General features: G+C 72.0%; 25 protein-coding genes. 9 read left to right on the forward strand and 16 right to left on the reverse strand.

Going from position 1 to position 24,467, the window contains the following annotated elements; genetic code table 11:
* The first annotated feature begins 10 nt into the window (after positions 1-10).
* The 3 genes from adh to FB454_RS27685 all read left to right on the forward strand — a co-directional run bounded on the left by adh (position 11) and on the right by FB454_RS27685 (position 2,414).
* A complete protein-coding gene (gene adh / locus FB454_RS27675; protein ID WP_013284178.1) occupies positions 11-1,516 on the forward strand; it encodes an aldehyde dehydrogenase in 1,506 nt (501 codons plus the stop codon).
* The gene (locus FB454_RS27680) at positions 1,516-1,863 is read left to right on the forward strand and encodes a DUF779 domain-containing protein (RefSeq protein ID WP_013284177.1); all 348 of its coding nucleotides are present in this window, start codon (positions 1,516-1,518) and stop codon (positions 1,861-1,863) included. Before adh ends, FB454_RS27680 begins: the two co-directional genes overlap by 1 nt.
* Positions 1,864-1,964: 101 nt before the next feature.
* On the forward strand, positions 1,965-2,414 hold the full coding sequence (locus FB454_RS27685; protein WP_013474091.1) for a hypothetical protein: 450 nt from the start codon (positions 1,965-1,967) through the stop codon (positions 2,412-2,414).
* A 19-nt stretch (positions 2,415-2,433) separates the two neighbouring features.
* Here FB454_RS27685 and FB454_RS27690 read toward each other — a convergent pair whose 3' ends face one another.
* Genes FB454_RS27690 through FB454_RS27730 form a run of 9 tightly spaced genes read right to left on the reverse strand, consistent with a single transcriptional unit; the run spans position 2,434 to position 10,937 of the window.
* Positions 2,434-2,745, reverse strand: a complete 312-nt coding sequence (locus FB454_RS27690; RefSeq protein WP_013284175.1) for a helix-turn-helix domain-containing protein — start codon at positions 2,743-2,745, stop codon at positions 2,434-2,436.
* A complete protein-coding gene (locus FB454_RS27695) occupies positions 2,742-3,134 on the reverse strand; it encodes a type II toxin-antitoxin system RelE/ParE family toxin (RefSeq protein WP_186461666.1) in 393 nt (130 codons plus the stop codon). The genes FB454_RS27690 and FB454_RS27695 overlap by 4 nt, the downstream gene beginning before the upstream one ends.
* A 40-nt stretch (positions 3,135-3,174) precedes the next feature.
* Positions 3,175-4,188 (reverse strand): agmatinase, encoded by a 1,014-nt coding sequence (gene speB, locus FB454_RS27700; RefSeq protein ID WP_043326451.1) that lies wholly within the window; start codon positions 4,186-4,188, stop codon positions 3,175-3,177.
* Positions 4,185-5,387 carry a saccharopine dehydrogenase family protein gene (locus FB454_RS27705; protein ID WP_145823796.1) on the reverse strand — a complete coding sequence of 401 codons (1,203 nt, stop codon included), beginning with the start codon at positions 5,385-5,387 and terminating at the stop codon, positions 4,185-4,187. The genes speB and FB454_RS27705 overlap by 4 nt, the downstream gene beginning before the upstream one ends.
* Complete coding sequence (locus tag FB454_RS27710; RefSeq protein WP_145823797.1) at positions 5,387-6,808, reverse strand: NAD(P)/FAD-dependent oxidoreductase; 1,422 nt, start codon at positions 6,806-6,808, stop codon at positions 5,387-5,389. Before FB454_RS27710 ends, FB454_RS27705 begins: the two co-directional genes overlap by 1 nt.
* Positions 6,805-7,638, reverse strand: coding sequence for an ABC transporter permease (locus tag FB454_RS27715; protein WP_030271181.1), 834 nt, complete (start codon positions 7,636-7,638; stop codon positions 6,805-6,807). Before FB454_RS27715 ends, FB454_RS27710 begins: the two co-directional genes overlap by 4 nt.
* A 55-nt stretch (positions 7,639-7,693) precedes the next feature.
* Entirely contained in the window at positions 7,694-8,602 is a 909-nt protein-coding gene (locus FB454_RS27720; RefSeq protein WP_013284169.1) for an ABC transporter permease, read from the reverse strand.
* Positions 8,599-9,756 carry an ABC transporter ATP-binding protein gene (locus FB454_RS27725; RefSeq protein WP_145823798.1) on the reverse strand — a complete coding sequence of 386 codons (1,158 nt, stop codon included), beginning with the start codon at positions 9,754-9,756 and terminating at the stop codon, positions 8,599-8,601. Before FB454_RS27725 ends, FB454_RS27720 begins: the two co-directional genes overlap by 4 nt.
* Complete coding sequence (locus tag FB454_RS27730) at positions 9,753-10,937, reverse strand: polyamine ABC transporter substrate-binding protein (RefSeq protein WP_030271186.1); 1,185 nt, start codon at positions 10,935-10,937, stop codon at positions 9,753-9,755. Before FB454_RS27730 ends, FB454_RS27725 begins: the two co-directional genes overlap by 4 nt.
* Positions 10,938-11,142: 205 nt before the next feature.
* On the opposite strand from FB454_RS27730, the gene FB454_RS27735 reads away from it, so the two are divergent.
* The 3 genes from FB454_RS27735 (at position 11,143) to FB454_RS27745 (ending at position 14,535) form a co-directional block, all read left to right on the forward strand.
* Positions 11,143-11,655, forward strand: a complete 513-nt coding sequence (locus FB454_RS27735) for an Lrp/AsnC family transcriptional regulator (RefSeq protein WP_145823799.1) — start codon at positions 11,143-11,145, stop codon at positions 11,653-11,655.
* 148 nt (positions 11,656-11,803) lie between these two features.
* Positions 11,804-13,150 (forward strand): aspartate aminotransferase family protein, encoded by a 1,347-nt coding sequence (locus FB454_RS27740; protein WP_030271188.1) that lies wholly within the window; start codon positions 11,804-11,806, stop codon positions 13,148-13,150.
* A 5-nt stretch (positions 13,151-13,155) separates the two neighbouring features.
* Positions 13,156-14,535 carry an NAD(P)/FAD-dependent oxidoreductase gene (locus tag FB454_RS27745; protein ID WP_145823820.1) on the forward strand — a complete coding sequence of 460 codons (1,380 nt, stop codon included), beginning with the start codon at positions 13,156-13,158 and terminating at the stop codon, positions 14,533-14,535.
* A 129-nt stretch (positions 14,536-14,664) separates the two neighbouring features.
* Here FB454_RS27745 and FB454_RS27750 read toward each other — a convergent pair whose 3' ends face one another.
* Complete coding sequence (locus FB454_RS27750; protein WP_013284163.1) at positions 14,665-15,033, reverse strand: DUF3499 domain-containing protein; 369 nt, start codon at positions 15,031-15,033, stop codon at positions 14,665-14,667.
* A 153-nt stretch (positions 15,034-15,186) separates the two neighbouring features.
* On the opposite strand from FB454_RS27750, the gene FB454_RS27755 reads away from it, so the two are divergent.
* Positions 15,187-15,636, forward strand: coding sequence for a metallopeptidase family protein (locus FB454_RS27755; protein WP_018787548.1), 450 nt, complete (start codon positions 15,187-15,189; stop codon positions 15,634-15,636).
* Positions 15,637-15,734: 98 nt separating this feature from the next.
* Here the strand turns inward: FB454_RS27755 and FB454_RS27760 are convergent, their stop codons facing one another.
* The 6 genes from FB454_RS27760 to FB454_RS27785 form a co-directional block, all read right to left on the reverse strand.
* Positions 15,735-15,995 carry a WhiB family transcriptional regulator gene (locus FB454_RS27760; RefSeq protein WP_013284161.1) on the reverse strand — a complete coding sequence of 87 codons (261 nt, stop codon included), beginning with the start codon at positions 15,993-15,995 and terminating at the stop codon, positions 15,735-15,737.
* Positions 15,996-16,455: 460 nt separating this feature from the next.
* On the reverse strand, positions 16,456-16,794 hold the full coding sequence (locus FB454_RS27765; RefSeq protein WP_013284160.1) for a hypothetical protein: 339 nt from the start codon (positions 16,792-16,794) through the stop codon (positions 16,456-16,458).
* Positions 16,795-16,807: 13 nt separating this feature from the next.
* A complete protein-coding gene (locus tag FB454_RS27770) occupies positions 16,808-18,205 on the reverse strand; it encodes a DUF4331 domain-containing protein (RefSeq protein ID WP_013284159.1) in 1,398 nt (465 codons plus the stop codon).
* Between the two features lie 71 nt (positions 18,206-18,276).
* Positions 18,277-18,570 carry a hypothetical protein gene (locus FB454_RS27775; protein ID WP_013284158.1) on the reverse strand — a complete coding sequence of 98 codons (294 nt, stop codon included), beginning with the start codon at positions 18,568-18,570 and terminating at the stop codon, positions 18,277-18,279.
* A gap of 150 nt (positions 18,571-18,720) precedes the next feature.
* Positions 18,721-21,246: a bifunctional FO biosynthesis protein CofGH gene (locus FB454_RS27780; protein ID WP_145823800.1), complete on the reverse strand. Its 2,526-nt coding sequence runs from the start codon at positions 21,244-21,246 to the stop codon at positions 18,721-18,723.
* A 155-nt stretch (positions 21,247-21,401) separates the two neighbouring features.
* The gene (locus FB454_RS27785; RefSeq protein ID WP_145823801.1) at positions 21,402-22,337 is read right to left on the reverse strand and encodes a hypothetical protein; all 936 of its coding nucleotides are present in this window, start codon (positions 22,335-22,337) and stop codon (positions 21,402-21,404) included.
* A 99-nt stretch (positions 22,338-22,436) separates the two neighbouring features.
* Here FB454_RS27785 and cofD point away from each other — a divergent pair, with 99 nt between their 5' ends.
* Both cofD and FB454_RS27795 read left to right on the forward strand, forming a co-directional pair.
* Positions 22,437-23,384, forward strand: coding sequence for a 2-phospho-L-lactate transferase (cofD, locus tag FB454_RS27790; protein WP_013284155.1), 948 nt, complete (start codon positions 22,437-22,439; stop codon positions 23,382-23,384).
* The gene (locus tag FB454_RS27795) at positions 23,381-24,466 is read left to right on the forward strand and encodes a coenzyme F420-0:L-glutamate ligase (RefSeq protein ID WP_145823802.1); all 1,086 of its coding nucleotides are present in this window, start codon (positions 23,381-23,383) and stop codon (positions 24,464-24,466) included. Before cofD ends, FB454_RS27795 begins: the two co-directional genes overlap by 4 nt.
* Position 24,467: the final 1 nt, after the last annotated feature.

A 24,467-nucleotide genomic window follows, 5' to 3' on the forward strand; every position in this document is an offset into this window, starting at 1 on the left:
GGAGGTACCCATGACGCGCTACGACGCCCCCACCCACTGGCAGTCCCGCTACGACCACTACATCGGCGGCGAGTACGTGAAGCCGCACGGTGGGAAGTACTTCGAGAACCCGACCCCGGTGACCGGGCAGACCTTCTGCGAGGTGGCCCGGGGCACCGCCGAGGACGTGGAGAAGGCGCTCGACGCGGCGCACGGCGCGGCCGACGCGTGGGGCCGCACGTCGGTCGCCGAACGCTCGCTGATCCTCAACCGGATCGCCGACCGCATGCAGGACAACCTGGAGTCCCTCGCGATCGCCGAGACGTGGGAGAACGGCAAGCCCGTACGCGAGACGCTCGCCGCCGACCTCCCGCTCGCGATCGACCACTTCCGCTACTTCGCCGGCGCGATCCGGGCGCAGGAGGGCTCGCTCGGCGAACTCGACGACGACACGGTCGCCTACCACTTCCACGAGCCGCTCGGCGTGGTCGGGCAGATCATCCCGTGGAACTTCCCGATCCTCATGGCGGTGTGGAAGCTCGCCCCGGCGCTGGCCGCCGGCAACGCGGTGGTGCTCAAGCCGGCCGAGCAGACACCCGCCTCGATCCACTACCTGCTCTCGCTGATCGGCGACCTGCTGCCGCCCGGCGTGGTGAACGTGGTGAACGGCTTCGGTGTCGAGGCGGGCAAGCCGCTGGCGTCCTCGCCGCGGGTGGCGAAGGTGGCGTTCACCGGCGAGACCACCACCGGGCGGCTGATCATGCAGTACGCCAGCGAGAACATCAGGCCGGTCACGCTGGAGCTGGGCGGCAAGAGCCCGAACATCTTCTTCGACGACGTCAGCGCCGCCTCCGACGACTTCCTGGACAAGGCCCTGGAAGGCTTCACCATGTTCGCCCTGAACCAGGGCGAGGTGTGCACCTGCCCGTCGCGGGCGCTCATCCAGCAGGGCCACTACGCCGACTTCCTGGCCGCCGCCGTGGACCGGACCCGGCAGATCACGCAGGGGCACCCGCTGGACACCGACACGATGGTCGGCGCGCAGGCGTCCAACGACCAGCTGGAAAAGATCCTGTCCTACCTGGACATCGGGCGGCAGGAGGGCGCTCGCGTCCTCACCGGCGGTGAGCGGGCGGACCTCGGCGGCGAGTTGTCCGGCGGCTACTACGTCCAGCCGACCATCTTCGAGGGCGACAACTCGATGCGGATCTTCCAGGAGGAGATCTTCGGCCCGGTCGTGTCGGTGACCTCCTTCGCCGACCTGGACGACGCCGTGAAGATCGCCAACGACACGCTGTACGGGCTCGGCGCGGGCGTGTGGACCCGGGACCTGAACACCGCGTACCGGGCCGGACGGGCCATCCAGGCTGGCCGGGTGTGGACGAACTGCTACCACGCGTACCCGGCGCACGCGGCGTTCGGCGGCTACAAGCAGTCCGGCATCGGCCGGGAGAACCACAAGATGATGCTGGAGCACTACCAGCAGACCAAGAACCTGCTGGTCAGCTACTCGCCGAAGAAGCTGGGCTTCTTCTGATGGGCGACACCGTGACCCTGACCCCCGCGGCGGCCGACCTGATCCGGTCGCTGCGGGGGCAGCACGGCCCGCTGATGTTCCACCAGTCCGGCGGCTGCTGCGACGGCAGCGCCCCGATGTGCTACCCGGCCGGTGAGTTTCGCACCGGCGGCTCGGACGTGCTGCTCGCCTCGCTGGCTGTCGACGGGGTGCCCGAGCCGGTGGAGTTCTGGATGTCGAAGGCCCAGTGGGAGCTGTGGCGGCACACCCGGCTCACCGTCGACGTGGTGCCCGGCCGGGGCAGCGGGTTCTCCCTGGAGGCCCCGGAGGGCGTCCGCTTCCTCATCCGGTCCCACCTGAACCGCTGATCTGTCCGAGATCTTGCAGCTCGCGGGCATCGCGGCGGTGGGATGCTGACGCCGTCCACTTCGGAGTACGCGTCCCACCACCGCCCGACAGGAGACCGCGCATGAACCCGGTCCGACAGCCAGTGCTCGCCGCCGGCCTCACCGCCCTGGCCACCGCCGCCACGCTCGGGCTCGCGCCGGGCGCCGCCGTCGCCGCCCCGGCCGCCTCCCCCAGCATCTCCGTCAACTGGTTCGGCGCCGCCGACGTGCGGGCGCACACCGCCACCGTCGGCGGCCGGTTCGACTGCGGGGCCGAGCGCGGCCTCGCGTACATCGAGGTGCACCTCGACCAGCGGGTACGGCGCGGGTCGGTCACCGGCTTCGGGTTCGGCGTGATCGGCGCGTGCACCGACGAGCGCACCGCCGGCACGTGGACCGCGACCATCCCCGCCGACCAGGGCAGATTCCGCCCCGGCCCCGCCACCACCATCGCCCGCCTGGTGATCGAGCCCAACTCCCTCACCGAGACCACCGAACGCGTACGCCTGCGCCCCCACTGCGCCCGCCCCTGACCGCATCGGCGGCCTCCGGTCAGGCGATCTGCCGGAGGTCGTCGCCGTAGTCGAAGATGATCCGCAGCCGGGCGCCGAGGGCATTGGCGTACCGGCTCAGCGTGGCCACCTCGTTGACGTCGAGGTCGCCGTTCTCGATCTGGCTGACCCGGCCCGGCGTGACCCCCATGATCTCGGCGACCTGCCGCTGGGTGAGCCCCAGCCGCTTGCGCTCCTCGGCCAGGTGGAACGCGCTCACCCACGCGTCGGTCCGGGCGCGCTCCGCCTCGTACGCCTCGTCGTCACCGCCGAGTTCGGCGCGGACCTCGTCCCAGTGATAGAACTCCGTCACGACTCCCCCCTTCGCTCGCGCTCGCTGTCGAGCCAAGCCTTGTAGGCAACCTCCGCCGCCGGAATGTGCTGCCGGTACCAGCGGGTCCAGTTGCCCGCCTTGTTGCCGGCGACCAGGAGGACCGCCTGCGACCAGGGATCGAAGACGAACAGCACCCGGATAGCCACGTCCCGACCGGAGCGGGGCCGCAGCTCCTTCAGATTACGGAGACTGCTTCCACGCAGCGTGTCCACGAGCGGGCGACCCAGCCCCGGCCCGACCTCGGCCAGCTTGTCCACCGCCACCCGGACGCTCTCGTACGACGCCGGGTCGTGGTCCCGCAGGTCGCGCAGCCAGTGCCGGACCTCTCCGGTGACCCGGACCGACCAGCGCTTCCCGTCCGCACCCATGCCCTGAGTATAGCCCGGGCTAAACATCCCGGCCTACCAGTCAGCGGTCATCCAGGAGCGGCTGGGTGGGGTTCCACGGGGTTCCGGTTTCGGCGTCGTGGCGGCGGCGGGCTATCGCGGACAGCGCCTCCAGCACCACCCGGTTGCCCAGGTACGCGGTGATGTCGGCGTGGTCGTACGGCGGGGCTACCTCGACCACGTCCAGCCCGACCACAGGCAGCTCGTAACAGACCCGGCGCACCGCGTCGAGCAGTTGCCGGGAGGTGAACCCGCCCGGCTCGGGCGTGCCGGTGCCGGGTGCCATGCCCGGGTCGACCACGTCCACGTCGACGGAGAGGAACACGCCCTCACACTCGTCGGTCGCGATGCCGAACGCCTCGGTGAGGCACGTGTCCAGCCCGCGCGCCACGATCTCGGTCATCTCGTACGAGCGCATCCGCTGCTCCGCCATCCACGCCAGCGTGTCCGGGCCGGGCCAGTAGCCGCGCAGCCCGATCTGGAGGAAACGGTCACCGCGTACCGCGCCGGACTCGATGAGCCGGCGCATCGGCTGACCGTGGCCGTGCAGCGAGCCGAACTCGACGTCGCCGGTGTCGGCGTGCGCGTCGAAGTGCACGAGCGACACCCGGCCGAGCCCGTGGTGCCGGGCCACCCCGGTGGCGTCGGGCAGCGCGATGGAGTGGTCGCCGCCGAGCACCACAGGGATCGCCCCGGCGGCGGCGACCGCGTGCACGGCGGTCTCCAGCGCGGCCAGCGAGCGCTCGATGTCGCCGCTGAACATCTCCACGTCCCCGGCGTCGTAGACGCAGAGGTCCTTCAGCCCGTCGACGCGCAGCGCCAGCGAGGGGCGGGAGCCGTCGTGCGGCAGGTAGCAGGCCTGCCGGATGGCGGACGGCCCGAACCGGGTGCCCGGCCGGTGCGAGGTGCCGCCGTCGAACGGCGCCCCGATGATCACCACGTCCGCGTCGGCGTACGTGACCGGTTCCTCGACTGTGCACGGCGGCACACCCAGGAACGTGATGTCGGGACCGTACATCGGGCCGTACCGGGTCATCGTTCCTCCATCCCCCACGGCGAACCGTAGCCGGTGAGCAGGTCCAGGAAGGGGGTCGGCGGGAACGCCTCCGGGCCGAGCACGCCCGTGCCGGACCAGGCGCCGGTGGCGAGCAGTTCCAGCGCGACGACCGGGTTGACGGCGGTCTGCCAGACCACCGCCTGGTGGCCGTACTCGGCCATCGACCACTCGTTGTCGACCACGTGGTAGAGGTAGACGCGGCGGGGCCGCCCGTCCGGCCCGGTGCCGGTGACGTACGTGCCGGCGCAGGTCTTGCCGCTCATCCGGTCGCCGAGCGTGGCCGGGTCGGGCAGCGCGGCGGCCACCAGGTCGCGCGGCGACACGTCGACCCCGCGTACCCGCACCGGCTGGGTGGAGTCCAGCCCGAGCTTGTGCAGCGTGCGCAGCACCTCGATGAACTCGGCGCCGAGGCCGTACTTGAAGGTGACCCGCTTCGCCGGCACCCAGCGCGGGATGAGCAGCACCTCCTCGTGTTCGACGTTGACGCACTCGACCGGGCCGATCCCGGCCGGGAAGTCGAACACCTCCGGCTCGCTGAACGGTTCGGTGGTGAACCAGCCGCGCCCGGCCTCCCAGATCACCGGCGGGTTGAGGCACTCCTCGATGGTGGTCCAGATGGAGAACGAGGGCGCGAACTCGTACCCGGCGACTGTGAGGTTCGCGCCGTCGCGTACCCCGATCTCGTCGATCTCGGCGAAGAGTTCGTCGGCGGCGTAGCGGGCGAAGACGTCGGACAGGCCCGGTTCGACGCCGATGCCGCAGAGCGCGAGCCGTCCGGCGGCGGCCCACTGCTCCGCGACGGCGAACTGCTCGTCGCCGAGCTTGACCCCGGTCTCGGCGTAGGGGTGCTCGGGGTGCGGCCGGGACAGCGACATCGCCATGTCGAGGTAGTCGGCCCCGGCGGCGAACGCGCCGTCGAAGATCGGCATGACGAAGCGCGGGTCCACCGCGTTGAGCACGTGCGTGATCCGGTGTTCCCGGCACAGCGCGGCCACCGCGTCGGCGGAGGCGGCGTCCACTGTGGCGGCGACGAACCGGTCGCCGTGCCCGGCGACGGCCCGCGCGGCCCGCGCCGGGTCGTGGTCGGCGACCACCATGATCTCGAAGAAGGTACGGCGGGCGGCGATGGATACGGCGGCGGAGCCGACGCCACCGGCGCCGACGAGGAGGATACGCATCAGGAGTCGAACCCCAGTCCAAGACGGTCGAGAGTACGGAGCCAGAGGTTGCGCCGTCCGTCCCGCGCATCGGCGCGGGCGAGCGACCATCGGGTGAGGTTGATGCCCACGGACCGGGCCGGTTCCGGCGGGAACGGCAGCGGCTTGCGGCGCACCAGGTCGAGCCGGGTCAGCGGGGTGTCAGTGCCGGAGAGCAGGTCGAGCGTCACGCGGGCCCCGAACCGGGTCGCGCCGACGCCGAGCCCGGTGAACCCGGCCGCGTACGCCAGCCGTCCGGAGTACGCGGTGCCGAAGAACGCGCAGAACCGGGTGCAGGTGTCGATGACGCCACCCCAGCGGTGGCTGAACCGCAGCCCGTCGAGTTGCGGGAAGGTCGCGAAGAAGTGCGACGCCAGCGTGGTGAAGGTGGCCTCGCGCTGCTCCAGCGCGGGCGCCACCCGGTTGCCGTAGTGGTAGACGGCGTCGTAGCCGCCGAACAGGATCCGGTTGTCGGCGGTGAGCCGGTAGTAGTGGAACTGGTTGCCGGTGTCGGCGAGCCCCTGCCGGTGCCGCCAGCCGATCGCGTCGCGCTGCGCCCCGGTCAGCGGCTCGGTCATCAGCGCGTAGTCGTAGACCGGCACGATCCAGGAGCGCAGCCGGCGCAGCAGTGGCGGGAACGCGTTCGTGGCCAGCACGACCTGCCGCGCCCGTACCGCGCCGGGCGCCGCGTCCGCGCCGCCCGCCGTGGTGGCGCGCAGCCCGGCGCCGTCGCCGGTCAGGCCGGTGACGCGGGTGTGCTCGTGCACGCGTACGCCCAGGTCGAGCGCGGCCCGGCGCAGTCCCCAGGCGAGCTTCGCCGGGTCGATCAGGGCCACCCGGTCGCGGTCCCACATCCCGCCCAGGTACGTCGGCGACGCCACCTCGGCGCGTACCTCGTCTCGGTCGAGCAGCCGCACGTCGTGGCCGTACCGGCGGGCCAGGTCGGCGTCGGCGGCGAGCCCGTCGAGCTGGTACGGCTCGACAGCAACCGCCAGCTCGCCGGTGCGTTCGAAGTCGCAGTCGATGTCGTACTTCGCCACGGTGGCGGCGATGGCGTCGAGGTTCTCCCGGCCCAGCCGTTCCAGCTCGCCGATCTCGCCGGGGAACCGCTCGACGCCGTTGGCGAGCCCGTGGGTCAGCGACGCGGCGCAGAACCCGCCGTTTCGCCCGGACGCCGCCCAGCCGCACGTGCCCGCCTCGACGAGCAGGACGTCGCGGTCCGGGTCGGCCTCCTTTGCGAGCAGCGCGGTCCACAGCCCGGCGTACCCGCCGCCGACCACGAGCAGGTCGGCGGTGTGCGTCCCGGCCAGCGGCGGCAGCGGGTCGGGGCGAGCCGGGCGGTCCAGCCAGTACGACACGGGCGCGGCGTCGGCCAGCGCCCGGCCGGTATGCGGGAGTGTCATGGCTTGCCCGCCGGTGTGGCGACCATCGCGAGGGCGGCCCGTCGCGCCCGCCGCCCGCGCAGCGAGGTGGCCCCGACCAGCAGCAACGCGATCACGAACATGGCCGTGCCGATCACGTTCACCTGCGGCGGGATGCCCCGCTGGGAGGCGCCCCAGACGTACATCGGGAACGTGACAGTGGTGCCGGCGTTGAAGTTCGTGATGATGAAGTCGTCGAAGCTGAGCGAGAACGCCAGCAGCGCGGCGGCCACGATGCCGGGTAGCACGAGCGGCAGTGTGATCCGGCGGAAGGTCTGCCACTCGCTGGCGTACAGGTCCATCGCGGCTTCCTCCAGCCGCCGGTCCATGCCGGAGAGCCGGGCCTTCACGGTGACCACGACGAACGACACGCAGAACATGACGTGCGCGATGACGATGGTCCAGAAGCCCTGCGGCACCCCGGCGGCGACGAAGAGGGCGAGCAGCGAGGTGCCCATCACGAGTTCCGGGGTGGCCATCGGCAGGAAGATCAGCCCGTTGAGCCCGGAGCGGCCGCGGAAGCTGTGCCGGACCAGGGCGAACGCCATCAGCGTGCCGAGGAGCGTGGAGACGACCGTGGCGATGAGGCCGATCTGCATGCTGCGCACCACGGCGTCGCACATGTCCGAGGTGGCGCAGGGCTGCTTCCAGTTGTCAAGCGTGAACTCGTTGAAGTCGTAGGAGAGCCGGCTGGAGGGCCGGTTGAAGGAGAGCCCGGCGACCACCATGATCGGCAGCGTCAGGTAGCCGAGGACGAGCAGTGCCACGCCCATCACCCACCGGTCGGCGAGCCAGCGCCTGAGTCCGCTCACAGCGCCCGCCTTTCGTTCGCGACTGCGGGGCTCCGCTTCGCTGCGCTCCTCGCGCTCACAGAACCTCCTCCGTGCCGGCCTTTCGCAGGTAGACGAAGACGATCGCCAGGATCGCGGCCATCAGCAGGAACGACAGCGCCGCGCCCTGCGGATAGTCCAGCCGGACCAGGAACGCCGAGTCGATGACGTTGCCGATCATGTACTCGTTCGGCGTACCGAGCAGCTCGGCGTTGATGTAGTCACCGGTGGCCGGGATGAAGAACAGCAGCGTGCCGGCGATCAGACCGGGCATCGACAGCGGCAGCGTGACCTTGGCGAACGCGCGCAGCGGGCTCGCGTACAGGTCGCTCGCCGCCTCCAGCAGCCGGGAATCGAGCCGCTCCAGGCTCGCGTACAGCGGCAGCACCAGGAACGGCAGGAAGTTGTACGTCAGGCCGAGCACAACGGCGATCGGGGTGGCGAGCAGCCGGCCGTCCGGGCCGAGCAGGTGCACGTCGCGCAGCAGCCCGACCAGCGCGCCGTTGTCCGACAGGATGGTCTTCCAGGCCAGCGTGCGCACCAGGAAGCTGGTGAACATCGGCGCGACCACCGCGACCAGCAGCAGGTTCTTCCACCGGCCGGCCTTCTGCGCGATCGCGTACGCCAGCGGATAGCCCATCAGCAGCGCGAGCACCAGCGCGATGGCCGAGTAGAGGAACGACCGGGAGAACTGCGGCCAGTACGCCTGCAACGCGTCCGGGTAGTTGCTGAACGCCCAGGTCATGGCGTACCCGGTGGAGAGCGAGCCGGCCGGGTCGTAGAGGCTGGCCGAGGCGAGCTGCACCAGCGGGAGCGCGAAGAAGACGAGCAGCCAGACCGCGCCGGGCAGCAGCAACAGGTACGGCAGGAGGCGGCTGCGCCCGCGCCGCACCGGCGGCGGCACCGGCTTCCCGGCGGAGGTCGGTACGTGGGCCAGCGCGCTCATGCCGACGCACCCACCGGCGGCTCGTCGAGCAGCGGCGCGGTCTGGTCGTCCTCACCGGCGGCCCGGGGCAGCAGGAACGCGTGCCGCGGATCCCAGTGCGCGGTCACCGCCGTACCGACGGCGAGGCGGCCGCCCAGCCCGCTGTTCGCGGCGAACGCGGACAGCTCGCTGCCCCACGCGGTGCGCACCAGGTACTGGGTGCTCACCCCGACGTAGGAGGTGTCGGTGACGATGCCGCCGACGTGCTGGTGCCCGGCCGGCACCCCGTCCGGGCCGTCGGCCAGGTGCAGCTTCTCCGGACGTACGCCGAGGAAGGCCGGCCCGTCGGTGAGCCGGGCCCGGCCGGCGGGCACCGAGAAGCGCGAGCCGTGCGCCGTGACCAGCACGTCGTCGGCGGCGCGACCGCCGGCTTCGGCGGCGAGCAGGTTGGACTGGCCGAGGAAGTTCGCCACGAACGCGGTGGCCGGGTACTCGTAGATGTCGGCGGGCGCACCGAGTTGCTCGATCCGGCCGGCGTTCATCACCGCGACCGTGTCGGCCATCGTCATGGCCTCCTCCTGGTCGTGGGTGACGTGCACGAACGTGATGCCGACCTCGGTCTGGATCCGCTTCAGCTCGATCTGCATCTGCCGGCGCAGCTTGAGGTCGAGCGCGCCGAGCGGCTCGTCGAGCAACAGCACCTGCGGGTGGTTGATGAGCGCCCGGGCCAGCGCGACGCGCTGCTGCTGGCCGCCGGAGAGCTGGGCCGGGCGGCGCCGCCCGTACCCTTCGAGCTGCACCAGCGCGAGCATCCGCTCCACCTGGTCGCTCACCTTGCGGATGCCGCGGCGGCGCAGCCCGAACGCCACGTTCTCCTGGATGTCCAGGTGCGGGAAGAGGGCGTAGCTCTGGAAGACGGTGTTCACCGGCCGCTTGTACGGCCGCAGCCCGGCGATGTCCTGCTCGCCGAGCAGCACCTTTCCGCTGGTGGGCTGCTCCAGCCCGGCGATCATCCGCAGTGTGGTGGTCTTGCCGCAGCCGGACGCGCCGAGCAGGGCGAAGAACGAGCCCTGCGGGATCGTGAGGGTGAGGTCGTCGACGGCGGTGAAGACGCCGAACCGCTTGGTCAGGTCGACCAGTCGCAGGTCACCGGCCGGGGTCTGCTGCCCCTTCACGCGCCGATCACCTGCTGGAACTTGGTCTCGTACTCCTTCTCCTGCGCTTCGTCGAGCGCCATGAAGACCTTGGCCTTGGACAGCATCGTGTCGTCCGGGAAGATCAGCGGGTTGGTCGCCAGATCCGGGTCGATCTTCTCCATCTCGGCCTGCGCGCCCTGCACGGGGCAGATGTAGTTGACGTACGCGGCCAGCTTCGCCGCCACCGCCGGGTCGTAGTAGTGGTTCATCAACGCTTCGGCGTTGGCCTTGTGGGTGGCCTTGTTCGGCACCAGCATGTTGTCCGACCAGAGCATCACGCCGGACTCGGGCACCACGAACTTGATCTTGTCGTCCTCGAAGCCGAGCTGCACGACGTCGCCGGACCAGCCGATACACGCGGCGATGTCGCCCTTGGCCAGGTCGGGCGCGTAGTCGTTGCCGGTGAACCGCCGGATCTGCTTGCTGTCCACCGCCTTCTTCAGCTTGTTCAGCGCGTCGTCGAACTGGGCCGGGGTGAACTTGGCCGGGTCGTGGCCGAGCGACTGGAGCAGCAGGCCGATGGTGTCGCGCATCTCCGACAGCACTGTCACCTTGCCCTTGAGATCGGGGCGGGTGAGCAGCTCGTCGACGGTGCGGATCTCCTTGGCGACCTTCGCGTTGTACGCGAGCCCGGCCAGCCCGGACTGCCACGGGACCGCGAGCTGGGTCTCGGCGTCGAAGGAGCGCCCGCGCAGCGACGACAGCAGGTTCGCCTCGACGTTGGGCATCTTCGACTTGTCGAGCTTCTGCACCCAGCCGAGGCGGATCATCCGGGCGGCCATCCAGTCGGTGAGCACCATGATGTCCCGGCCGGTGCTCTGACATCCGGCGAGCTGGTTGCGCACCTTGCCGAAGAACTCGTTGTTGTCGTTGACGTCCTCGGTGTACGTCACCTGGATGCCCGACGCGGCGACGAACGCGTCGAGCGTGGGGCGCTTGGACTCGTCCTTCTCGTCGGTGTCCATGTACTGCGGCCAGTTCGAGAAGGCGACCTTCTTCTCGGTGGCGGACAGATCCTCGCTCTTGCATCCGGCTTCGGTCTGCTGGGCGCCCTTGGTCCCGCAGCCGGCCAGGGTGCCCGCGGTGGCGAGCAGCGCGGCCGAGCCGACGGTCCCGGTGAGCAGACCACGCCGGGTGAGGGGCCGGAGGGGACTACGCATGTGACGACTCCTTGGGGGGCATCGTCGGCGGCGGGACGGGGGCGGCGCGCCGGCGGGAGGGTCAGTGGCGATGGACGACTGATCCTGACATGAGAAAACCTCTCTCACAAGGGATTCCGTTGCCGGAATAGCCAGTCGCCACGAAATACGCCAGACTGCGCGGGGCACTACGCTCAACACGGAGAATCGGACACGAGGAGCGTCGATGGTCAACCGGCACCAGGAGAACTCCAACGGCGCCCGCCGGGTCACGGTGCGTGAAGGAGCCAATCACGCTCTGCTCGACGACGTGGCCAAGCAGATCATCGAGCAGCTCCAGGAGGACGGGCGCCGTCCGTACGCGAGCATCGGCAAGGCGGTCGGCCTCTCCGAGGCGGCGGTACGCCAGCGGGTGCAGCGGCTGCTCGACTCGGGCGTCATGCAGATCGTCGCGGTCACCGATCCGCTCCAGCTCGGCTTCCCCCGTCAGGCCATGATCGGGCTGCGCACCGACGGCGACCTGGAACCCGTGGCCGATCGGCTGGCCGAGTTCGAGGAGATCGACTACGTGGTGATCACCGCCGGCTCGTTCGACCTGCTGGCCGAGGTGGTCTGCCGCAACGACGCACACCTGCTGGAGATCCTCCAGAAGCTGCGCGGCGTGCCCGGGGTGCTCTCCACCGAGGCGTTCGTCTACCTGAAGCTGCGCAAGCAGACCTACAGCTGGGGCACCGCCTGATGCGGATTCCGTCGGCAGGGAAGTGATATGGCGCTGAATCCGTCGCGCTGAAGCTTGTTCGCTTGCCTTATCGGCACCGCCTGTGGGATAACCGTGGGCAGAGCGGCCGGTGTCACCCCTGACCGGCCCGAGACCCGATGGGGCTGACATGGCCAACGCCACCGACCATCTCTGGATGCACTTCACCCGCATGGCGAGCTACCCGGCCGGCGAGGTTCCGACAATCGTCCGGGGCGAGGGCGCGTACGTCTGGGACGCGCAGGGCCGCCGCTACCTGGACGGGCTGGCCGGGCTGTTCGTGGTGAACGCCGGTCACGGCCGCGCCGAGCTGGCCGAGGCCGCCGCCAAGCAGGCCGGCGAGCTGGCCTACTTCCCGCTCTGGTCGTACGCCCACCCGAAGGCCGTCGAGCTGGCCGAGAAGATCGCCACGCTCACGCCCGGCGACCTGAACCGGGTCTTCTTCACCACCGGCGGCTCCGAGGCCGTCGAGGCGGCGTGGAAGCTGGCCCGGGCCTACTTCAAGCGCACCGGCAAGCCCACCAAGCACAAGGTGGTCAGCCGCTACATCGCCTACCACGGCACCTCGATGGGCGCGCTGTCGATCACCGGCCTGCCCGGCATCAAGACCGACTTCGAACCGCTGGTGCCCGGTGGCATCAAGGTGCCGAACACCAACTTCTACCGGGCCCCCGAGCACGGCGACGACGCCGAGGCGTTCGGCCGCTGGGCCGCCGACGAGATCGGCCGGGCGATCGAGCGGGAGGGGCCGGAGACGGTCGCCGCCGTCTTCCTGGAGCCGGTGCAGAACTCCGGCGGCTGCTTCCCGCCGCCGCCCGGCTACTTCGAGCGGGTACGCGAGATCTGCGACGCGTACGACGTGCTGCTCGTCAGCGACGAAGTGATCTGCTCCTGGGGCCGGCTCGGCGAGTACTTCGGCGCCGTCCGCTACGGCTACCAGCCGGACATCATCACCACCGCCAAGGGCATCACCTCCGGCTACGCCCCGCTCGGCGCGATGATCGCCAGCGAGCGGCTGATGGAGCCGTTCCTCACCGAGACCGGCATGTTCGCGCACGGGGTGACGTTCGGCGGCCACCCGGTCTCCTGCGCGGTCGCGCTGGCCAACCTGGAGGTGTTCGCCCGGGAGGACCTGATCGGGCACGTCCGGGCGAACGAGGGCGCGTTCCGGTCCACCCTGGAGAAGCTGCACGACCTGCCGATCGTCGGCGACGTCCGGGGCGACGGCTACTTCTACGGCATCGAGCTGGTCAAGGACAAGACGACCCGGGAGACGTTCGACGAGGCCGAGTCCGAGCGGCTGCTACGCGGCTTCCTGTCCACAGCGCTGTTCGACGCCGGGCTCTACTGCCGGGCCGACGACCGGGGCGACCCGGTGGTGCAGCTCGCCCCGCCGCTGATCGCCGACCAGCAGCACTTCGACGAGATCGAGCAGATCCTGCGCGCGGTGCTGACCGAGGCGTGGTCGCGGCTCTGACGCCGATGACCGACTACCGGCATCTGTCGTACTGGCTGTCCGGCCTGGACGAGCCGCTGACACCGCGACCCGGGTTGCCCGGCGACACGGACGCCGACGTGGCGATCGTGGGCGCCGGGTACACCGGGCTGTGGACGGCCTGGTACCTGGCCGAGGCCGACCCCACGTTGCGCGTCGTCGTGCTGGAGCGGGAGATCGCCGGGTACGGCGCGTCGGGGCGCAACGGCGGCTGGTGCTCGGCGCTGTTCCCCACGTCGCTGCCGGCGCTGGCCCGGCGGCACGGCCGGGACCGGGCTCTGGCCATGCAGCGGGCCATGCACGACACGGTCGCCGAGGTGGGGCGGGTCGCCGCCGCCGAGGGCATCGACTGCGACTGGCGGGCCGGCGGCACGGTGATGCTCGCGCGTGGCGAGGCCCAGCTCCAGCGGGCCCGCGCCGAGGTCGCCCAGGCCCACGCGCACGGGCTCACCGACGACGACCTGAGGCTGCTCGACGCCGCCGAGGCCGCCGCGCGCTGCAACGCCGAGGGGGTACGCGGCGGCACGTACACCCCGCACTGCGCCGCCGTACACCCGGCGAAGCTGGTCCGGGGCCTGGCCCGGGCGGTGGAGCGCCGGGGCGTCCGCATCCACGAGCGCACCCCGGTGACCGCGCTGCGGCCCGGCGCGGCGGTGACCCCGGCGGGCGTGGTCCGGGCGCCCGTGGTGGTGCGTGCGACGGAGGGCTACACGCCGGGGCTGCCAGGCCAGCGGCGGACCGTGGCGCCCGTCTACTCGCTGATGGTGGCCACCCCGCCGCTGCCCGAGGAGACGTGGGCGCGGATCGGGCTGGCGGAGCGGGAGACGTTCTCCGACTACCGGCACGTCATCGTGTACGGCCAGCGCACCGCCGACGGCCGGCTCGCGTTCGGCGGGCGGGGCGCGCCCTACCACTACGCCTCCCGGGTCCGGCAGGGCTTCGACCGGGAGCCGCGGGTGTTCGCGGCGCTGCGCCGGGCGCTCGGGGAGCTGTTCCCGGTGCTCGGGCCGGACGTGCCGGTGACGCACGCCTGGGGCGGGCCGCTCGGCGTGGCCCGGGACTGGGCCGCGTCGGTGGGGCTGGACCGCCGTACCGGGCTGGCCTGGGCCGGCGGCTACGTCGGTGACGGCGTCGGCACCAGCAACCTCGCCGGGCGTACGCTCGCCGACCTGATCCGGGGCGTGGAGAGCGACCTCACGGCGCTGCCCTGGGTCGGGCACCGCTCCCCTCACTGGGAACCGGAGCCGCTGCGCTGGCTGGCCATGAACGCCGGCCTGCGGGTGATGTCCTCAGCCGACCAGAGCGAGCACCGTACCGCCCGCCCGTCCCGCCGAGCCGATCTCTTCAACCGCTTCCTGGGCCACTGACCGCGCCACCCATCCCGGCGCTCACCCCGTTGATCATGAAGTTAGCGGCACTCAGGGAGATCGAAAACGCCGTCAACTTCATGATCGACCGGTGGAGGGCCGGGGCCCGCGGGCCTGAACGGCGGTCGGTCAGTGGTGGGGTGGGATGACCCGGAGGTGGCCCCGGCGGCCCTGCTGGGGGGTCTGGGGCTTGGCGGGCTCGTCCTCCGGAGGACGGGGCGGGGCGGGGCGTGCGGCCTCGCGTACCGCCTCGGCCAGCGCCACCAGGTCGTCGGTGGTGGGCGGCGGCGGCTCGAACTCGCCCTCGTGCCGCACCACGTCCCAGCCGCGCGGGGCGGTCAGGCTGCGGGCGTGCGGCTCACACAGGTCGTACGTGTGCGGTTCGGCGAATGCCGCGAGCGGGCCCACCACCGCCGTCGACTCGTTGTAGACATAGGTCAATGTGGCGACCGCTTGCCGGGGGCAGCCGTTACGGGAGCAGCGCCGTGGTGACCTCACGGCGGCAGGGTATCCCCATTACCGGGTCCGGCGCACCGCTTCGCGTTACGACACGCCCGTCATGGTGATCACAATTCCTCCGATCGGCGCAGCGGCACGCCGGACGGCCGCGCGACGGCGGGTGGACCGCCGATGCGGGCTACCCTGTGCGTCATGACGAGCCCCCAGAACCGCCGCCCCGGCTCCGGCCGGCGCACCCACCGTGACCGGCACGGTCGCGGCCTGCGCGGGCGGCTGGTGCCGGCCACGGTGCCGCTGGCGCGGACGAAGGCCGAGGTCTTCGACGATCTGGTGCTCGACACGGTGGAGACGCTCGAACGCCGGTTCGCCAAGGAACTGGCCGGGGTGGAGTTCGCGGTCGAGGACGTCCCGCCGGATCTGAACGTCTACGACTCGGACGTGCTGGAGGACGGCGAGGTGCCGCTCGCCCGGCTGCTGCCCGGGCGGCCCGGCCGCCAGGAGGTGCCGCCGCGGATCGTGCTCTACCGGCGGCCGCTGGAGTTCCGCGCGATGGATCGCGAGGACCTCGCCGACCTGGTGCATGACGTGATCATCGAGCAGGTGGCGAATCTGCTCGGGGTCGACCCGGACGAGCTGGCCTGACCGGCTGACCGGACAGGCGCCGCCACCCGGCCGGACGCGCCGGCCGGACAGCGACCCGGGTCCGGGCGGCCCCCACCGCCCGTGGACCCGTACGTGGATCAGGCGGCGACCCGCCGCTTGAGCTTGCGCCGCTCCCGCTCGGAGAGGCCACCCCAGATCCCGAACCGCTCGTCGTGGCCGAGCGCGTACTCCAGGCATTCCGTCTTCACTTCGCACCGCGAGCAGATGCGCTTCGCCTCGCGGGTCGAGCCGCCCTTCTCGGGAAAGAACGCCTCCGGGTCGGTCTGCGAGCAGAGCGCTCGCTCCTGCCACTCCGGCGCGTTCCCGAGCAGGTCGGCCACCTCGAGCTGGCCGTCCATCGATTGCCTCCTTGTCGCGCACCGGCGTCATTCGCCGCTGCAACCCCCCACGCGAAAGGCGTGCCTGTCCGTACGGTCACCATTTGTTGCGTTCCGTGCGAACAACCCCATTCAAATTACACGCGTGTAATGCGTGCGCCGTCAAGCCAAACTTGATAATGGAGTCGCCCTCCCGACACGTCCGTGACGACCGCCGCGGTCGCCCGTAGCCTCGCAACCTGCCCTATCGATTCAGACCCCGGACGAGTAACGCCCTCCCCGGCGAGTTGCCGGAAGTTTTCTGCCGTGGCGCATCGCCGGCAGGCCGGCCGGACGCCCCCGCCGGCCGCTCGCACCAAGATCAGAATTGGTGGGGCAAAGGGTAACCCGCTTCCCGCTGTACCGCCCGTCGAGCCGTCCAACGCCGACCGCGCCCCGTCCATCATGTGGACGGGGCGCGGGTTCCGGCGCGACTGACGGATCAGTCCAAGCGGGCTGGTGAGCTGGTGGGCCAAACGAATTCGGCGATCGACCCACCGGTGACCGAGATCGCGCCGGCGGACGTACTCTCGTCCCACCAGACGGTATACACACCCGCCTCCAGATCCGGGTAGACGGCACTGTGGAACACCCCGTCCCGGACGTGCCGCTCGCGTACGGCGGAGTGGGTCCGCGGGCCGTCGAGGTCCACGCGGCTGATCTCGATCTCCCGGCCGTGCAGGTCCCGCCCGGTGTGGATGATCAGCGCCCCCCGGTCGCCGCCCAGGTCGAGCACGACGCTGCCGACCTCCGACGGGCCGAGATCGTGATGGTGTGACATTCGCCGGCTCCCGTCAGGACTTCTTCGCCTGCGGGTTGCCGAACCCGTCGTACGGCGTGCCGAGGAACGGGAAGTCGGCCAGGAACGGCGCTGTCACGTCGGCCGCGCTCAGGCCCGGTGTCACCGCCGCGGCGGCGGCGTCCGGCCGGAACGTCTTGTCGACGAGCGGCACGGTCAGCCCGGCGATGGCGCGCAGCGCGATCGTCACCACGTCGTCGGCGGGACGGCGGCCGTTGGGGAAGCCGGCCAGGTCGCCGCCGAGCACGCCGAACCGGTCCGGTTTGCGGCTGGGCCGGATCGCCGTGTTCAGCCGCAGCATGTCCGCCTGCACGTCACCGGTGGTGTTGGCGAAGCCGTCGATCAGTCCGGCCGGGACGCCGGTGAGCAGGATCGCCACCAGGTCGGCGCGCGGCTTCTTGGACTTGTTCAGCGCGTCCAGATTGGGGAACACACCCGGGTAGAGCGCCGGCAACAGCCCGGCCAGCTCGGGCCGCTCCACGAACCCGGCGAACCGCTTGTCCTCCGACGGCGGCAGCGTGTTCCAGACGTCCTTCCTGGACATCGGCACGATGACCTCGTTGAACAACGGGTTACCGAGCCGCGACACCTGCGTGAAGGGTCCGGCGGCGGTGTCAGCGGCGACCCGGTCACCCAGCACCCGCACCTGCTGGCGGGACGCGCTGGTCCAGACCCCGATGGTCGAGGCGCGGTCGGCGTAGCCGTAGCGGGCCGCCTTGCGGCGTACCTGGTTGAGCGGCACCTGCACGGCGAGACTGTGCACGTTGAGCCGGTCCAGCGCGTTCACCGGCTCGCCCTCGTCCCGGAACAGCTTCTTGCCGGCGACGTGCAGCTGCTGGAACGGCCGCAGCGTACCCAGGTCGAACACCGCGCCCAGGTCGACGAAGAAGCCGTCGGCCCGCTGCCCGGCGAACACCTTCTCACCGGTGGACAGCTTGAACGTCGCCTGCCGGACCAGGTTCTGGTAGTTCGGCGTGGACAGCGGCCCGACGTTGCACGGCGGGCAGGGCAGTTTGTGCGCCAGCACGCGCGCGCGGCCGTCGGCGATCCGGGTCAGCCGGTAGAACTGCCGCCGGTTCCAGTTCTTGCTCTCCAGCGACTCGATCGGCCCGGTGTTGTAGAGAAAACTGTTCTGGTTCGTGATCTCGGTAGTGAATTCGAAACGATAGGTGACGTCCGGATAACCGTCGCCGTCGTTGTCGATGTGAATCTCGTACCGGACGTCGTCACCGAACTCGAAGAAGTTCGGGCCGCCGGACGGGAGCTGCACCGGCACGTAGTTGGCGATCAACGTGACCGTGTCCGGCTGGCTCGGCGTGACGAACGCGTACAGGTCGGAACTGTCGGCGACCGGATCCTTGGCGATCTCCGGGGCCTCGCGGTGAGAGGACATGGCGGACGCACCTTCGTCGGGGGAACGGAAGTCGGAACCGGCGCCGGGAGCCCGCGCCGGTGGAGGGTGGATCAGCGCCGGCCGGCGGCGCGCACCAGGCGGTCGGCCAGGCCGCGGTCGCGTACCTCGACCCGGGTGGTGCCGACGAAGACGTCCATGACGCCGGCCGCGGCGTCGCGGAGGTGGACCACGATCGGCTCGTCGCGCCGGCTCGCCGTGGGGGCGTTCTGGGCGGCGGACAGGCCCGGCACGGTGAGGGCGGCGGCGCCCAGTGTGGCGCTCGCCGCGGCGGTGAGCGTCTGCCTGCGGGTCAATCGCGGCCAGGTCCGCCGTTTCGGCGCGTCGGTGGTCTCGTCAGTGCTCATCGGCAACCTTTCCGGACCGGCGCCGCAGCGCCGCAGCGGGCCGGGCGCCCGGACACCGCCGGGCCCCGGTTCGGGGTCACCGGCGGCGGTCCTCGCCGAAACCGCCGCCGGCACCCACAGGTACGGCGCGCGGCGGGGAAAGGTTCGACCTCAGGCGCGGGCGTGACCGTACGCGGTCGTCCGCTTGCGGAACGGCCGCCCGGCGGCGGTGGCGATGGCCCGCAACTGCTCCTCGGTACGGGCCGACCCGTTGCCCGAGCCGGCCATCCGGGAGATCGTCTCCTCCATCAGCGTGCCGCCCAGGTCGTTGCAGCCGCCGCGCAGCATCTCCACTGTGCCTTCGTCGCCGAGCTTCACCCAGGAGCACTGAATGTTGTCGATCCGGCCGTGCAGCAGCAGCCGGGCCATCGCGTGCACCGCCCGGTTCTCCCGCCATGTCGGTCCCGGGCGGGCGATGCCGGCCAGGTAGATGGGCGCGTTGGTGTGCACGAACGGCAGCGCCACGAACTCGGTGAACCCGCCGGTACGGTCCTGCACGCCGGCCAGCACCCGGAAGTGGGCGAGCCACTGGCCCGGGTGGTCCACGTGGCCGTACATCATCGTGGAGCTGGACCGGATGCCCAGCTCGTGCGCCGTGCTCACCACGTCGACCCAGGCGGAGGCCGGCAGTTTGCCCTTGGTGAGCACCCAGCGCACGTCGTCGTCGAGGATCTCGGCGGCGGTGCCCGGGATGGTGTCCAGCCCGGCCTCGCGGAGCTGGAGCAGCCACTCCCGCACCGGCACGCCGGCCTTCGCGGCGGCGGTGACGATCTCCATCGGGGAGAACGCGTGCACGTGCATGTCCGGCACCCGCGCCTTGATCGCGCGGACGATGTCGGCGTACCCGGTCACCGGCATCTTCGGGTCGATGCCGCCCTGGAGGCAGACCTCCGTCGCGCCTGCCGTCCACGCCTCCTCGGCCCGGTCGGCGACCTGCTCCAGCGAGAGCCGGAACGCGTCGGCGTCGCTCTCCCGCTGGGCGAACGCGCAGAACCGGCAGCCCACGTAGCAGACGTTCGTGAAATTGATGTTGCGGTTGACCACGTAGGTCACGTCGTCGCCGACCGCATCCCGGCGCGCGTCGTCGGCCAGCCGGCACAGCTCGTCGAGCGCCGGGCCGTCCGCGCCGAACAGCGCCAGCGCCTTCGCCTCGTGCGCCGGAGTCAGCAGCGCGGCCGGGTCGTCAGCGGCGAGCCGCAGGCCCGCGCGCAGATCGGCGTCCGCGCCACCGCCCACTGGTACGCCGGCGCGCGCCTCCGGCGCCACCTTGCCGGCCACCTCGGTCCAGTCGCCGTACACGCTGTCGAAGTCGCCCCGCCGGTCGTCGGTACGGCCGGTGACGTCGATGGTGACGTGCAGGTCGGTCCGGCCGCCGTAGCCCGACTCCGGCTCCTGCCAGGGCCGTCCCTCCGGGCGGGCCGCCTCGACCGCGAGCCCGGTGGCCGGGTCGGCGAGCGCTGTGACGTGCGGCAGCAGGCGCGGATCGAGCCACGGCTCGCCCGCCCGGACGTACTCCGGGTAGACGGTCAGCCGCTCGCGCAACGTGAACCCGGCACTCGCGGTACGCGCCGCCAGCTCGTCCAGGTGCGGCCAGGGCCGCTCCGGGTTGACGTGGTCGGGCGTGACCGGGGAGACGCCGCCCCAGTCGTCGATGCCGGCGCGCAGCAGCAGGTCGTACTCGCCCGCGATGAGGTTCGGCGGGGCCTGGATGCGGGCCTTCGGGCCGAGCAGCACCCGGGCCACCGCCACTGTGGCGGCCAGGTCGTGCAGCTCGGCGTCGGGCATGCCGCGCATCGCGGTGTCCGGCTTGGCGCGGAAGTTCTGCACGATCACCTCCTGGAGGTGGCCGTACTCCCGCATCGCCCGGCGGATCGCGAAGATCGCGTCGACCCGCTCGCCCCGGTTCTCGCCGATGCCGATCAGGATTCCGGTGGTGAACGGCACCCCGACCCGGCCGGCGTCGTCGAGCACCCGCAGGCGTACCGCGGGTTCCTTGTCCGGTGAGCCGAAGTGCGGGCCGCCCGGTTCGGACCAGAGCCGGCCGGCGGTGGTCTCCAGCATCATGCCCATGCTCGGCGCGACCGGCTTGAGCCGCTGCAACTCCGACCAGGTGAGCACGCCCGGATTGAGGTGGGGCAGCAGGCCGGTCTCCTCCAGCACCGCCACCGCGCAGGCGCGCAGGTAGTCCAGCGTCGAGTCGTACCCCCGCTCGTCCAGCCACCGGCGGGCCGCCGGCCACCGCTCCTCGGGCCGGTCGCCGAGCGTGAACAGCGCCTCCTTGCAGCCCTGCGCGGCGCCCTCGCGGGCGATCGCCAGCACCTCGTCGCGTTCCAGGTAGGCGGCGGGCAGCCGGTGCGGCACGGTGGCGAACGTGCAGTAGTGGCAGCGGTCCCGGCAGAGCCGGGTGAGCGGGATGAAGACCTTCTTCGAGTACGTCACCACGCCCGGCCGCCCGGCGTCGCGCAGCCCGGCGTCGCGGATGTCGGAGGCGATCCGGAGCAGCTCGTCGAGCATCGGCCCGCGAGCGGCGAGCAGCGCGCCCGCCTCGCCGGCGTCGAGCGCCCGGCCGGTGGCGGCCCGCCCCAGTGCCCGCCGGATGCTCGCCTCGGTCGGTTCGGGGTCGCTGCGATCAACCATCCGCCCAGCCTAAGCGCTGCCGGACGGCCGGATGCCCGCCCCCGGCCGCGGGTCCGGGCACCGGGATGACCCGGGTGAGCTGCCGCACAGCGGCGGGCGACGGTGGCGGCCCAGGTGGCGGCGGGCGACGATCTCCGTCGCCCGCCGCGCGGGGCTCAGCGAGGCTGGTTCGGGTCCTCGCGGTCGAACCGCTGGGTGCGCTCGTCGTCGGCGGCCGGCGACGGCGCCCCCGGCTCGGCGGACTGGCGCGGGATCGCCTGCGTCGGGTCGGCCGACGGCGGCTGGCCGAACGGCGGCGCGTGGTGCGGCGAGCCGTACTGCGGCGCCTGCTGCGGCCCGGCGAACGGGACACCGGACTGCGGGTCGGCGGACGGCGGACCGGAGTGCGGAGCGTGCGGCGGGGCGGTGTTGAACGGCGGCGCCGACTGCGGCTGGCCGTACGGGCCGGGCTGCTGCGGCCAGCCGGGCGGGGGCGAGCCGGCCTGCGGGTAGCCCTGGCCGGGCTGCTGCGGGTAGCCACCCGGACCGGGGTAGCCGCCGGGCTGACCCGGCTGCTGCGGCCAGCCGGGCTGGGCCTGGCCGTACACGCCCGGCTGCGGCTTGGGCTTCGGCACGTAGTAGAGCGTGCGCCAGATCTTGAACACCACGAACGCGGCGACCGCGAAGATCGCCAGCCACGCCGCGCGGGTCAGCAGGCCGAGGAACGCGTCCAGCACCTCGCCGTCGGCGAGCCGGCCGACCAGCCAGATCAGGAACGTCAGCGCGCCGAACACGGCGGACACGGCGTACTCGACGAGCGCCACCTGCGTGATCAGCTTGGCCTTCGACACGACCGGGAGGATCACTGTGGCGATCAGGACGGCGAGCACCGGCAGGACCGTCGACTCCAGGCCGATGAATGTGAAATACGTGCTCCCGGCCCGGCCGGTGGACGTGCTGTAGTCGTCGATCGGCAGCAGGCGCAGCAGGCCGACGAAGAGCAGCACGGCGTTGGCGCCGAGAAGGACGAGCGCGGCCAGTTCGCGCAACGGCTTGATCAACTGGCTGGCCTGCGCGGCGTCGCCGGACGCGGGCTCGGCGGGGCTGGTCACGGACTCCCCCAGGGGACGAAAGCGGACAGTTGCCGAAGTGAGCGTAGTCTCTCCGGCCACCGGACGATCGACGGCGGCGCGTGCGGAAGGATGGACGCCATGCGCATCGTGGTACTGACCGGCGGCATCGGGGGAGCCCGTTTCCTGCTCGGCGTGCGGGCGTACGCCCGGGAGGTGGGCGCCGAGGTGACCGCAGTGGTCAACGTCGGCGACGATCTGCTGCTGCACGGGCTGAAGGTCTGCCCCGACCTGGACAGCGTGCTCTACACGCTCGGCGGCGGCGCCGACCCGGAGCGGGGCTGGGGCCGGGCGGGCGAGACCTGGACGGTGAAGAACGAGCTGGCCGCGTACGGCGCGGAGCCGAGCTGGTTCGGCCTGGGCGACAAGGACGTCGCCACCCACCTGGTGCGCACCCAGATGATCAACGCCGGCTATCCGCTGTCCCAGGTCACCGAGGCACTGGCGGCCCGCTGGCAGCCGGGCGTACGGCTGCTGCCCGCCACCGACGACCGCCTGGAGACCCACGCCGTCGTCACCGACGAGCAGGGCCGCCGGGCGATCCACTTCCAGGAGTGGTGGGTGCGGTATCGGGCCGGCGTACCCACCGACCGGTTCGTCTTCGTCGGCGCGGACGCGGCGAAGCCCGCGCCCGGCGTGGTCGAGGCGATCGCCGCCGCGGACGTGGTGCTGATCGCACCGAGCAACCCGGTGGTGAGCATCGCCCCGGTGCTGGCGGTACCCGGGCTGCGCGACGCGGTTGCCGGCGGCCCGGCCCCGGTGATCGGGGTGTCGCCGATCATCGGCGGTGCGCCGGTACGCGGCATGGCCGACCGCTGCCTCGCCGTGCTCGGCGTGGAGTGCAGCGCGGCCGGCGTGGGCGGCCTCTACGGCGCCCGGCCGGCGGGCGGGCTGCTCGACGGCTGGCTGGTCGCGCCGGAGGACGAGGGCACTGTGGTGCCGGACGTGACCGTCCGCGCGGCGCCGCTGCGGATGACCGACGAGGCGGCGACCGCCGCGATGGTGCGCGCCGCGCTGGAGTTGATGTGAGGCTGGAGATCCTGCCGGTGCAGGGCATCGGTGACGTGACCGAGGGCGACGACCTGGCGGCGCTGATCACCGGTGCGGCGCCCTGGCTGCGCGACCACGACGTCCTGGTGGTCACCAGCAAGATCGTGTCGAAGGCGGAGGGCCGGCTGGTCGACGTGCCGGCCGACGGCCCGGAACGGCTCGCCGAGCGGGACCGGATCCTGGCCGGGGAGACCGCCCGGGTGGTGGCGACCCGGGGCGCGACCCGGATCGTGCAGACCCACCACGGGTTCGTGATGGCCTCCGCCGGCATCGACGCCTCGAACGTGGACAAGACCAGGCTGGTGCTGCTGCCCGTCGACCCGGACGCGTCCGCCCGGGCGCTGCGCGCCGCGTTGCGCGACCGGTACGGCGTCGACGTCGCAGTGATCGTCAGCGACACGATGGGACGCCCGTGGCGCAACGGGCTCACCGACGTGGCGCTCGGGGTGGCCGGCATGCCGGCGATCCGTGACCACCGGGGCGAGGTCGACCCGTACGGCAACGAGCTGTTCGTCACCCAGATGGCGGTGGTCGACGAGCTGGCAGCGGCCGGTGAGCTGATCAAGGGCAAGTGCGACCAGGTGCCGGTCGCCGTGGTGCGGGGTTACCTCGCCGCGACCCGGGACGACGACGAGGGCGCCCGCACGCTGGTGCGCGACGCCTCGATGGACCTGTTCTCGCTCGGCACGGCCGAGGCGCGCGCCGCCGGCCTGCGGGCGGCGGCGACGCTCGCGGACCGGATCGGCCCCGAGCCCGCCGACGCGGACGTCGTGCGGCGGGCGATCGACGCGGTGGCCGACGTGGTCGCGCCGGGCACCGTCTTCACCCACGTCACCGACGACGAGGTACGCGACGGACTGGCCGCGACAGTTCCCGGCTGGCCCGCCTCGGCCACCGGCCTGCTGCTCGGCGCGGCGCCCGCCCCGGTGGACCGGGCGGACCTGGTCCGGTTCGGCGCGGACCTGCAACGCCTGCGCGCCGCGCTGGCCGCCGAGGGGATCGACTCGACGTTGCTCCCGCCCCCGTCCGGCAGCACCGCGAGCGCCACGCTGGCACTCTGAC

The sequence above is a fragment of the Micromonospora sp. CNZ297 genome (assembly GCF_007827625.1).